Annotated in this window: 11 protein-coding genes; all 11 read right to left on the bottom strand. The window is 47.6% G+C overall.

Annotated elements, in window-relative coordinates:
* Positions 1-6 precede the first annotated feature (6 nt).
* Positions 7-1,932: a DNA topoisomerase (ATP-hydrolyzing) subunit B gene (gene gyrB / locus LKD46_RS14610; RefSeq protein WP_059086496.1), complete on the bottom strand. Its 1,926-nt coding sequence runs from the start codon at positions 1,930-1,932 to the stop codon at positions 7-9.
* Positions 1,933-2,280: 348 nt separating this feature from the next.
* Entirely contained in the window at positions 2,281-3,258 is a 978-nt protein-coding gene (locus tag LKD46_RS14605; RefSeq protein ID WP_110104099.1) for a 3-isopropylmalate dehydrogenase, read from the bottom strand.
* A gap of 378 nt (positions 3,259-3,636) precedes the next feature.
* On the bottom strand, positions 3,637-4,500 hold the full coding sequence (gene rsmI, locus LKD46_RS14600; protein WP_092072414.1) for a 16S rRNA (cytidine(1402)-2'-O)-methyltransferase: 864 nt from the start codon (positions 4,498-4,500) through the stop codon (positions 3,637-3,639).
* A gap of 646 nt (positions 4,501-5,146) precedes the next feature.
* Positions 5,147-5,887, bottom strand: coding sequence for a tRNA1(Val) (adenine(37)-N6)-methyltransferase (locus LKD46_RS14595; protein ID WP_059086497.1), 741 nt, complete (start codon positions 5,885-5,887; stop codon positions 5,147-5,149).
* Positions 5,877-6,770, bottom strand: coding sequence for a PSP1 domain-containing protein (locus tag LKD46_RS14590; RefSeq protein WP_021651243.1), 894 nt, complete (start codon positions 6,768-6,770; stop codon positions 5,877-5,879). The genes LKD46_RS14595 and LKD46_RS14590 overlap by 11 nt, the downstream gene beginning before the upstream one ends.
* Before the next feature lies 1 nt (position 6,771).
* Positions 6,772-7,761 (bottom strand): DNA polymerase III subunit delta', encoded by a 990-nt coding sequence (holB, locus tag LKD46_RS14585; RefSeq protein ID WP_015526578.1) that lies wholly within the window; start codon positions 7,759-7,761, stop codon positions 6,772-6,774.
* A 101-nt stretch (positions 7,762-7,862) separates the two neighbouring features.
* The gene (locus tag LKD46_RS14580) at positions 7,863-8,450 is read right to left on the bottom strand and encodes a nucleoside/nucleotide kinase family protein (protein WP_092072411.1); all 588 of its coding nucleotides are present in this window, start codon (positions 8,448-8,450) and stop codon (positions 7,863-7,865) included.
* A gap of 12 nt (positions 8,451-8,462) precedes the next feature.
* Positions 8,463-9,902, bottom strand: a complete 1,440-nt coding sequence (locus tag LKD46_RS14575; RefSeq protein WP_227574295.1) for an aminotransferase class I/II-fold pyridoxal phosphate-dependent enzyme — start codon at positions 9,900-9,902, stop codon at positions 8,463-8,465.
* A gap of 66 nt (positions 9,903-9,968) precedes the next feature.
* On the bottom strand, positions 9,969-10,505 hold the full coding sequence (locus tag LKD46_RS14570) for a Uma2 family endonuclease (protein WP_118516015.1): 537 nt from the start codon (positions 10,503-10,505) through the stop codon (positions 9,969-9,971).
* A gap of 100 nt (positions 10,506-10,605) precedes the next feature.
* Positions 10,606-11,295, bottom strand: a complete 690-nt coding sequence (locus LKD46_RS14565; RefSeq protein ID WP_015526575.1) for a response regulator transcription factor — start codon at positions 11,293-11,295, stop codon at positions 10,606-10,608.
* Positions 11,288-12,445 (bottom strand): sensor histidine kinase, encoded by a 1,158-nt coding sequence (locus LKD46_RS14560; RefSeq protein WP_227574294.1) that lies wholly within the window; start codon positions 12,443-12,445, stop codon positions 11,288-11,290. Before LKD46_RS14560 ends, LKD46_RS14565 begins: the two co-directional genes overlap by 8 nt.
* Positions 12,446-12,462: the final 17 nt, after the last annotated feature.

The raw sequence follows: 12,462 nt of genomic DNA, 5'->3' as shown, positions 1-12,462 counted from the left end.
ATTCTCCTAGATATCAAGATTCTTAACGAATCTTGCATTTTCTTCGATAAATTCACGTCTTGGCTCTACCTTGTCTCCCATAAGAGTGGTAAATGTCAGATCGATCTCAGATGTGGCAGCTTCGTCCATGGTCACACGGAGAAGGATTCTCTTCTCAGGGTCCATAGTAGTCTCCCAGAGCTGCTCGGCATCCATCTCACCCAGACCTTTATAACGCTGGATCTTATTGTTTCCGTCACGTCCGATCTCGGTAAGGATATTGTTCAGCTCATCATCGTCATATGCATACCATACCTTTTTGTTCTTCTCCACTTTATAGAGAGGAGGCTGCGCCAGGTATACATATCCCTGCTTGATCAGCTCCGGCATGAAACGATACAGGAAGGTCAGAAGCAGTGTTGCGATATGCGCACCGTCAACATCGGCATCGGTCATAATGATGATCTTGTGATAACGAAGCTTGGAAATATCAAAATCCTCATGGATTCCGGTTCCGAAGGCAGTGATCATTGCCTTGATCTCTTTGTTTCCGTAAATCTTATCCAGACGTGCCTTCTCAACATTCAGGATCTTACCACGCAGCGGAAGGATTGCCTGTGTGGCACGGTTTCTCGCTGTCTTGGCAGAACCGCCCGCGGAATCTCCCTCTACGATATAGATCTCACAGTTCTCCGGATTCTTGTCAGAACAGTCTGCAAGCTTTCCAGGAAGTGACATGCTGTCCAGTGCGGATTTTCTTCTTGTAAGGTCACGTGCCTTTCTGGCTGCCTCTCTGGCTCTCTGTGCAAGAACAGATTTCTCAACGGTAGCCTTGGCAACTGCAGGATTCTGCTCCAGGAAAATCTCCAGCTGTTTACTTACAACACTGTCTACCGCACCTCTTGCCTCACTGTTTCCAAGCTTCTGCTTGGTCTGACCCTCAAACTGCGGATTCTCGATCTTAACACTGACGATCGCAGTCAGGCCCTCACGGATATCATCACCGCTTAAGTTCGGCTCACTGTCCTTGAGAAGCTTGTTCTTACGTGCATAATCATTAAATGTATTGGTGATCGCATTACGGAAACCGGTAATGTGTGTACCGCCCTCCGGTGTATTGATATTGTTTACAAAGCCATAGGTGTTCTCTGTATAGGAGTCATTATGCTGCAGCGCAACCTCTACAGACACGCCGTCCTTCTCACCCTCACAGTAAATGATCTCCGGGTAAAGAGCCTCCTTGCTTCTGTTCAGGTAGCTTACAAACTCACGGATACCCCCCTCATAGTGGAATACCTTCTCGCGCTCCTGACCCTCTCTCTTATCCTCCAGAACGATACGAAGACCCTTAGTCAGGAAAGCCATCTCACGAAGTCTCTGTTTCAGGATATCATAATCATAAACAGTCTCCTCAAAGATCTCCTTGTCCGGAAGGAAATAAACCTTCGTTCCTGAAAGCCCCGGATCACAGTCACCTACCACCTTCAGCGGGTACATAGTCTTGCCACGCTCATATCTCTGTTTGTATTCCTTACCCTCTCGGTAGATGATAACCTCCAGCCATTCGGAAAGTGCATTTACAACAGATGCACCAACACCGTGAAGACCACCGGAAACCTTATATCCTCCACCGCCGAACTTACCGCCTGCGTGAAGAATGGTAAATACAACCTCAACTGCCGGAATACCAGCCTTATGATTGATACCAACCGGAATACCACGACCATTATCTGTAACTGTAATGGAATTATCCGGATTGATATCTACATGGATCTCCGTACAAAAACCAGCCAGTGCTTCATCGACTGCGTTATCCACGATCTCATATACGAGATGATGAAGTCCACGGCTGGAGGTACTTCCGATATACATTCCAGGCCTCTTACGTACGGCTTCCAGTCCTTCCAGGATCTGGATCTGATCCGCGCCGTATTCTGTATTCTCTGCGCCCATGTCATTCCTCCTGTTCTTGTCGTCCGGACGTGTTTGAAAATTCATTTCTGCAGAACCATAGCAGCTTCAGAAATCATTACATCAAATCCTGAGCAAGATAAACTGATCTGTTAATTTCAGGAAATACTGTATTTTCATTTTGCAGAAAGCAATTCTCAAACCCGCTCCGGAAGTGTCATTTATACCTGTAAAATAAATATTTTTTACATACGAATACAGAGTTTATTATAGCACAAAAAAGCCTGTATTTCCACGCAAAATCATAGGAAATACAGTCAAAAAAGTATCTTATTAAATGCAATCCCAAAACATAGCACAATATGCTCTTAAAACATATGGAATATTCAGCTACTCCGGCAAAAGCCCAAATTCCTTTAACAATTTCTTCTGGTATTCCGGATCTGATGCCGATCTTATAATATCAGACGTCCTCCCCAGCTCAGCAAGGCAGAGGATCAAACTGTTAATACTATGTTCTCCCCGCTGCATTCCCTGCTGCATTCCCTGCTGCATTCCCTGTTGCATTCCCCGCTGCATTCCATCCTTTATTCCATCCTGCATTCCAATTCCATACCCTTCATCATAGCCAGCCTGTAAACTTTTTCTTATCTTTTCCTCGATCTGATCCTGTATGATCCGATTTAATGCTTCACACATACAATCCGCCTCCCTGAATTTTTCTTCATTAGCCCTTACGATCATCTGCATAACTGATTCGTACAAAGGATTTTTCTGCTTTTCTCTGTATTCATTGAGAAGTCGTTTCATATCTTCCTTATCTTTTATTCTATCAGTCAGACTTCTCAGCCACAGATTTTTCTTCTTTGACAACTGCTCTGTTACAATGACCTGGATTGGGATCTTAGATCCTGTTACGTAATAAATTCCTTCTTCCATCTTTTTTACCCGGCATTTCCAAAACTCCCTCAAATGACGGAGCATCTTCCGGGGATATGCCCTACTTACCAAAGAGATTGTAATCTCCTCAATTGGGATTTCATCCTCAGTTACCGTATCTGCTTTATAAAAAAAGGCATATCCACACACCTTATAAAAATCATTGATGCTTATATAATCCGTCGGACTCTTATATTCAATGATATTATATTTTCGGAAGATCCTTCCTATGTTTTTATTAATGGGGATATCTGATTTCTTTTTGATCACAAGCGCATCGATCTCCATTGGTTTCGTCCCAAGCTGATGCTCATTCTCAAAAATCAGATTCTCCCTTTCTGCCTCCAGTTCTATCTGGATATCAGCAAAAAATGCAGGATGCCACTGCCGCAGGTTAGAGCTGTTTGTTCTGTTATTGTTTACGATCATACACGACTCCTCTGTTTTGATCTCAAGGAGCCTCATCTGAAAACTCCTGCTGAAAAATGGAAAAAAGCATGAATTTTCTGAGATGACAGGCAATCTGCCTGATATATGAAATGTAATAGAAAAATAAGATTATTTTTAGAAAATATGCTTTTACAGCATTTCCATAGAATCCCGGAACTGCTTTTTATTTTTGATAAGATCAGCTTACCACAATATGGTCTATACTGCAAGCAAATCATTTCGACAAAATCCGCACAGTACTTTTTATTACCACAAAAAAAAGCCACATACGTTCCCAAAAATCCTTGGTCACAGTATGCAGCTTATTCAATCATCCACGATCACGTTACCTACGATCCGTACCACAATTACACCTGATCATTCAGCAGAATCTTCTCCATCCAGAAGCGCCTTATAAATATCCCGCTTGGAAACACCACGATCCTTGGCAGCAAGCTTCATGGCATCCTTCCTGGAATTCCCCTGCTGCTCATACATCGCCACATGCTCCGCAATGGAAATCTCCTCCCAGGAAGCACGCTTCTCCGCCTCCATCTCACTGCGGCTCCTGCCCTCGATCACAAGAACACACTCACCCAGCGGCTTCTCATCTTTATAAAAATCCATCAGATCATCGATCGTAGTCCGGAATGCCGTCTCATGCTTCTTGGTCAGCTCTCTGCAAAGAGTCATCCGGCGGTTGCCAAGCGCCTCTCTGAGCTCACCAAGAGTCCGTACAAGCCTGTGAGGTGCCTCATACAGAATAATAGTCCTGGTTTCACAGGAAAGCTCCTCCAGGATCGTTTTTCGTTCTTTCTTATCCGCCGGAAGAAAAGCCTCGAAAGCAAAACGCCTGGTATGCAGGCCTGACAAAGTCAGAGCAGTGATACAGGCAGCAGGACCCGGAAGTGAAGTCACTTCAATTCCGGCTTCATAACACATGGCGGCAAGCTCCTCCCCGGGGTCTGAGATACCCGGAGTACCTGCATCTGTGATCAACGCAATGTTTGTACCCGCCAGCAGCTTTTCCACGAGGACATGGCCCTTATCGATCTTATTGTATTCGTGGTAGCTGGTCATGGGGGTTTTTATATCAAAATGATTCAGAAGTTTTATGCTGTTGCGGGTATCCTCCGCAGCGATTAAGTCCACTTCCCGAAGGGTTCTTAGTACTCGAAGGGTGATGTCTTCGAGGTTTCCTATGGGGGTGGCGCATAAGTATAGTTTTCCGTTTTGTTTCATATTTGCCTCTTTTCTCGCTTGACCGCGGGGAGTTGTTTTCCACTTGGCCGTGGGGGAGTTGTTTTGCTTAACCGCGGGGGGATATTCCGCTTAACCGCGGGGGATATTCCGCTTGACCACGGGGGTTTGTTTAAGTTTGGGAACTTTGAAAACCGCAAAGGGGCCGCAAAGCCGCGCCCCCTCTGCACACCCCTTGGGCTTTTTTTAAGTAGTGCAAGGGATTCGTTGTTCTTATTTGTTGACTTGTGTCTGTATGCTTCGGTATTCAGCGCACTACGCTGTGCCGATGTTGTTTTATTTCTTCACTTTCTCTGTGATTCACTTCCGGCAAGATGCCTGTATTCTTCGGTACTCAGCGCGCCACGCTGTGCCGATGTTGTTTTATTTCTTCACTTTCTCTGTGGTTCACTTTCGGCAAGATGTCTGTATTCTTCGATACTCAGCGCACTATGCGTTGCGATCTCTCGCTTTGAATCTCAGCCTGCCTCCCCTCGCCGTCCCTTCACCAACCGAAGTACCACAGCCACCACTACCTCCCAGCCATCCAGCGCAGCGCCGATGGCCCAAAACCTCCCGAGTAGCCTCCCAATCTCTCACAACCAAACAACCAACCAGGCAGCCACCCTAAGCCACAATATCACAACATTCACACCATCCGATACAACTCCAAAACATCCTCCGTATAAACCCCAGGCCGCTCATAAACCACCAGCGGCCGCTCAACCCGGATCCTGGAATTCCCGCCCTTACAAGCCTCGATCAACACCATATTCGGCTCCTTATCAATAAAAGGATACACCAGCTGCATCCTCTTAGGCTCCAGCTTATACTTCGTCAAAGTCGCCATCAGCTCCACCAGCCGAAACGGCCTGTGCACCAGAAAAAACCGCCCCCGGTCCTTCAGGACCCGGGCAGCCTGACAAGCCACATCATCAAACGAACACAAAATCTCATGCCTCGCGATCGCCTTCGGAAGATGCGGATTCGTCAACCCATGCTGCCCGATCATATACGGCGGATTACACGTCACCACATCAAAAGAAGCCGCCCCAAAAATCCCGGCAGCCTCCCTGATATCACCCTCAACGATCCGAACCCTGTCCTCAAGACCATTATACCTCACACTACGGTCAGCCATCTCCGCACACTCATGCTGGATCTCCAGCCCCGTGAAATGCTCCCCATCCGTACGATCAGAAAGCAAGATCGGAATGATCCCCGTACCGGTCCCCATATCCAGCGCAACCTCACCCCTCTTCACCCGGGCAAAGCCAGACAACAGAACCGCATCCATCCCAAAGCAAAACTTCTTCGGATCCTGGATCACAAACAACCCATTCTGAAGATCATCCACACGCTCACCGCAATAAACCAGATCACTTCTCATTCGGCTTCGAATCTCCCTTTTTAACCTCTTTCTCCTCGTGGTCAGCAGAACCACCCTTACCCTTTTTTCTCTTAGGGCGGAACCTCAGATCACGGACCGGAAACTCCTGGATCTCCTTCTCGTCATTCACCTCAACCACGATCTTAACCATCTGCCTGAGAACATTCACACTCTGGACCGTACCCGAAACACCCTGCGGCGTCGTTACCATATCACCGATACCCGGAAGATTCCGGTTCAGCTCCTCATAAGTCTCCTGCTCATTCTTCAGACAGCACATCAGACGACCACAGACACCAGAAATCTTCGTCTGGTTCAGAGAAAGATTCTGCTCCTTCGCCATCTTGATGGAAACCGGCGCAAACTCCGAAAGATACGTATGACAGCAAAGCGTCCTTCCACAGATACCAATACCGCCAAGGATCTTCGTCTCATCACGGACACCGATCTGACGAAGCTCGATCCTGGTCTTAAACACAGACGCCAGATCCTTAACCAGCTGCCGGAAATCAATACGGCCATCCGCTGTAAAATAAAACAGCACCTTGTTATTATCAAAGGTATACTCCGCATCGATCAGCTTCATATCAAGCCCATGCTCACGGATCTTCTTCTTACAGATCTTAAAAGCCTCTTTCTCCTTCTGGCGGTTCTCAGCCTCATGATCCTCGTCCTCCTTCGTTGCAACACGGAGAACCTCCTTCAGCGGATGGACCACCTCGTCCTCCTTCACGCTGCGCGGCTCCAGGACAACACGGCCATACTCCACACCACGGGCAGTCTCCACGATCACATGATCGCCGACCTTCACCTTATAATTCTTAGGATTAAAATAATAAATCTTACCAACGTTACGAAATCTGACTCCAACTACCTTTTCCATTCTATTTCTCCCTAATTGTCAGGAACAGGAGCTCCAAGGCAAGTTCGAGATTAACATTGGCACGGAGACGCACCTTCGTCTTCTCCAGTGCCTCAAGGATTTTTTCGATATTCTCATAAGAACGCTCGCTGGCCTGCTCTCTGATAAAATTAATCTCCTGTTTAAAAACCAGGTTGTCAATTTCCCTTGTTGCCTTAAACATCAGAACATCGCGGAACCAGAACTGGAAAATATCCAGATAATCATTGATATTATTCTTATCAGCAGTCAAAGTCTTGATCGCCTCTGTCAGCTCATAAACCTCCATGGAATTGGCATATTTCAAAATCTTCAGGGCATTGGCAGTCATATCTGCAAACTCCTGAGAAGTCGCAGCCTCCTTCGCCTTGCCGATACTGCCCTGCGCATAAGACGCATCGATCTCAGCCTGATAATCCGGCACCTGAAGATGCTCCATCAGATATTCCTTCACAAGACTGTCATCCACCACCTTCAGATCCAGACGCACACATCTGGAACGGATCGTAGGAAGAAGACTGTCGATATTGCTTGTCAGCAGCATGATCACCGCATATTCCGGCGGTTCCTCGATAGTTTTCAAAATGGCATTCTGCGCCTGCACCGTCATCATCTCCGCATCCGGAATGATATAGATCTTATACGGACTGCAGTACGGCTTGATATCCACATCACGCACAACCTGATCACGCACCTCGTCAATGCTGATGCTTCCAGGCTTCTCATGAGTTACTGTAATGATATCCGGATGATTCTTGCCGATCACCTTCTTACAGGAATCACAAGTCATACACGGTTCAGACTCTCCCGATTCACACTGCAGCGCTGCCGCAAAAGTCCCCGCAAGAAGCTTCTTGCCGGATCCCGGTTCCCCTGTAAAAATATAAGAGTGGGATACCTTCCCTGTCTCTATCGCATTCTTCAAATGCCTGATTATATCGTCATGGCCGATGATGTCATGAAATCCTGCCATAAGAATCACCTCTTTCTGCCTTTTGTGCCCTCCGTTATACCCGGCGGACATCTTTCAACTAATTATAACATAATCTTCTGTATAAAAAAAACTATTTTTCCTTATTGTACAGATTTTATATAATTTACGATCTCCTTCACACATTCATCCAGATTATGATTCTCAAAACGCTTCCATATACCTGCTTTAAGAATATTTTCCTCAGAAAAATCATTCTGGTCTGCAAGAAAACGCCTGCACATCTCCTCGTACTTCGGCACCTCCTGGGTCTTCTCCCTGGCAAGCGCACGCTCCAGACGCTCTCCGTCTTCCACCTCTATATAAACCGGCCACATCACTTCATTGCCGTAATACTCCCGGAGCCTCACAAAAGACTCCAGTGTACCGATCCCCAGATAGCTGTCATTACCCACAGACACCTGCCCGTCATCCGCAGTAAAATATGTCCACGGCCCGTAAACTGTCTGATAAGTACGCGCCTCGATCAGCTTCCCGTTTCTTCGGAACTCCTTCAGTTTATTCTCATCTGCAAAAAAATATTCTCTTCCGTTCTCCTCTCCATCCCGGATCGGACGGGTAGTATAGATCACAAGCCGCTTAAGCCCCAGCTCCTGGTTCCCCTCCAGCTGTCTGTAAATACTGTCCTTACCGGAAGAGCTTTTTCCCATAATGTAAAAAATCTTTCCCATATGTCTCCTCTGTTACATCTCATTTCTCACAACACACACCGTCTCACTGGTCTGGTCGCTCAGACCCTGGACCTCAAAGCCCTGTTCCAGGTATCTTCTCACATTTTTTACGAAATGTCCAGAAATCTGTTCCCCCGGAACGATCAGCGGGATCCCCGGCGGATAAAGATACGCAAACTCCCCGGACGTCCGTCCGATACACTCATCCAGCGGACACCGCTCACTCTCCGCATCCATAGCCTGGGAGATCCGCATGACCTGCTTCATTTTTCCGTTTTTCAAGGGCGCCCTCTCCACAGCCTCTTCTCTGTATTTTAACGATTCACGACGGTCGATCTCTTCAATAGCATCACAAAGCCGCTCAAAACCCTCCGCAGTATCACCCACAGCCGCCAGCGCCAGCACATAATTCTCCGCCTCCATCTCCATTTCCAGATGAAACTCACTCCGGAGGATCTGATGCAGCTCCCGGCCGTTCAGCGAACTGTTCACAGTAGAAAGCAATATCTTGGATCTGTCAAAATCAAAAACTCTCTGGCACTCACAGGCCTGCGGCGTCACCAGCCGGATATACTTACACTCGGAAAGACGCCTGCGTGCTTTTTCCAGATTCTCCGTAAACACACGGAACATCTCATCCCCCTCACGCTCCAGCTTATCCATGCACGCATCAATGCTGCTCATAAGAATATAAGAAGGACTGCTGCTCTGATAGATTCCCAGGAAACGCTTCAGTTTTTCCCGGCTCACCCGCTCACTGCACAGATGGATCACCCCCGTCTGAGTCAGACAGGGCAGCGTCTTATGCACACTGTTGATCACCACATCCGCACCAAGCTGCGCCGCAGACACCGGAAAATAATCCGAAAACCGAAAATGCGCCCCGTGAGCCTCATCAACGATCAACGGCACACCATAGTGATGTGCGATCTCCGCGATCCTCGCCACATCCGACACGATCCCGTCATAAGTCGGCGAAGTGATCAGCACCGCCTGGATATCCGGATTTTCCGCCAGATACATTTCCACACGGCCGGGTGAAATCCCTCCGTTTATCCCCAATTTCGGATCTTCATGTGGATAAATATACGTAGCACTCAGCTCCCGCAGATAAATCGCATGGTAAACCGCCTTATGGCAGTTCCTTGCCACCAGAATCTGTCCCCCCTTATCCACAGCCGCAGACACCGCCGCCAGGATCGCCCCGGAGCTTCCATTAATACTGTAAAAACTCTCCGGCACACCATAAAGCCGTGCGACATCCTCCTGGGCCCTTTTCAAAATATCCTCAGCATGATGCAGGTTATCAAACCCGTCAATCTCCGTAATATCCCTCTCCACCGGAAAATCCCCATCCACAGCCAGCGGATTCCTCTTATGCCCCGGCATATGAAACGGATAAAAATCACTCTTACCGTACGCTTCCAGTTTCTTGTATAATCTGTCTTCCATAGTTCGTCCTTTTCATCCTAAAAACAAGGAGGGGCTATCACCAGACGATATTCCCCTCCATTTTTATCACATCTCAGCAAAATCGATCCTCAGCTCCTCATAGATCCCCACCTTGATCGAATCCTGAAATGTATACTGCTCCGTATCCTCATTTTCAAAATCATACACCATTACCAGCTTCTTCACAGGATCCACGATCCAGTACTCTCTCACACCGGCAGTCCTGTATTTAAACAGCTTGGTATAATAATCCATACGCCTGCTCGCCGGAGAAACGATCTCGATGATCCAGTCCGGAGCCCCCTTGCATCCCCTGTCATCCAGCTTATCCGGATCACAGATAACAGAAACATCCGGTTCCACATAAGTATTCGTCTTCTCATCCAGATACACAGCAAACGGTGCGGCAAACACCTCACATTTCCCCTTATTAGCCTCTATATAGTTACCTATCTTTCTGGACAAGATACTTGAGATCCTCTGATGCATCGTATTCGGCGGCGCCATATAATAAATATGTCCATCGATCAGTTCCGCTCTTTCACCCTCCGGCAAAGCATAAATATCCTCTATCGTATAAATTCTTTCCCTCAACAGCGGCATATCTCCACTCCTCTCAAAAGCACCCGACAGATCATACACCATCATTCCGATCTGCACTCATACCCCTGCAGCAGCTCCATCCGAAGCCTTCCCCGCAGGCTCACACCTTAAACCGGTATCCCACACCCCAGATTGTCTCAATATACTGAGGCTTGGCCGTATTAAACTCGATCTTCTCACGGATCTTCTTGATATGCACCGTAACCGTAGCGATATCACCCACAGACTCCATATCCCAGATCTCCCGGAAAAGCTCCTCCTTTGTAAAAACCCTGTTCGGATTCTCAGCCAGAAAGGTCAAAAGATCAAACTCCTTGGTAGTAAACGTCGTCTCCTCACCATTGACCCACACACGCCTGGCCGTCTTATCGATCTTAATACCACGGATCTCGATCACATCATTCTTATGCACATTGGAACCAACCAGCCGGTTATAACGCTCCATATGCGCCTTCACACGTGCAACCAGCTCACTTGGGCTGAACGGCTTGGTCATATAATCATCCGCACCAAGACCCAGTCCGCGGATCTTATCGATATCATCCTTCTTGGCAGAAACCATAATGATCGGCGTATTCTTCTCCTCACGGACCTGCCGGCAGATATCGAAGCCATCCACCTCCGGAAGCATCAGATCCAGGATGATCAGATCAAACTCCTCCTTCATGGCACGTACAAGCCCCGTATCACCACGGTTCTCGATCTCCACCTCAAAACCCGAAAGCTCCAGGTAATCCTTCTCCAGATCCGCGATCGCTTCCTCATCCTCTATGATCAAAATCCTACTCATTCATCGGTACCTCCTGATATTTTCTGAGAACAAAATACATGATCGTTCCGATTCCCAGCCGGCTTGTGGCCCAGACCTTTCCACCATGATCCTCCATGATCTTCTTTACGATGGAAAGTCCGATACCGCTTCCTCCCTTGGAAGAATTCCTGGAAACATCGGTACGGTAAAAACGGTCAAAAATATACGGCAGATCCTTGGCGGCAATACCCTTGCCGTTATCCTCGATCTCCACCTGGATAAAATCACCCACATCCTTCACCCGAAGCTGGATGATCCCCCTGGGCTTCTCCATATACTTGATGGCATTACTCACAATATTATGGATCACACGGCGGATCTGCTCACCATCCGCAATAACCTGCACATCCTTCTCCACATAATTGGCATACACAAGCTCGATCCCCCTGGTCTCCATCTCAAGCCCAAGCTCCTCCGCACAATCCGAAAAATAATCCTCCACATTCAGCTTGCTGAACGTATACGGAATACGGTTGGTATCGATCTTGGAATAAAAGGTCAGCTCATTGATCAGATGATCCATCTCATTGGTCTTATTATAAATGGTACGCACATACCGGTCCATCTTCTCCGGCGTATCCGCCACACCATCCATGATTCCCTCCACATAACCCTTCACCGCAGTGATCGGCGTCTTCAAGTCATGGGAAATATTGCTGATCAGCTCCTTATTCTCCTTATCCATCAGGATCTTCTCTTCCGTGGACTCCTTCAGACGCTTACGCATCTCCTCAAAATCCTGGCAAAGCTGGGAAAATTCATCATTCCCCTCAACCTCCAGCACAAAATCCAGATTCCCCTCCTTGATGTTCTTGGTAGCCTTCTTAAGCTTCACCAGCGGAACCGCAATACTCCTGTATATCCACAGTCCTACTGACAAAGCAGTAAAAACAAGGATGATCGTTGCGGTCAGGATCATATCCTTGGCCATCAGCTTCACCTGGTTACTGGAAGACTGCGCCAGAGAAATATCATAGACCATCTGGCTGGAATCCGAAGCCTGGCTGCTGCTCTCCTGCACATGCCTCGCCTGCGTCTGGCTGAACCCGTACAGACTTGCGGAAAAAAGAAGCAGCGGCAGCAGGATGATCGCAACGAAGCCCACAATAATACGCGTCTTTAACTTCATCTGTATCTCCGTCCTTT

It is taken from the genome of Blautia fusiformis, assembly GCF_020686995.1.
Lineage (GTDB): Bacteria > Bacillota > Clostridia > Lachnospirales > Lachnospiraceae > Blautia_A > Blautia_A fusiformis.
This window is presented reverse-complemented; position numbering and strand designations above follow the sequence as displayed.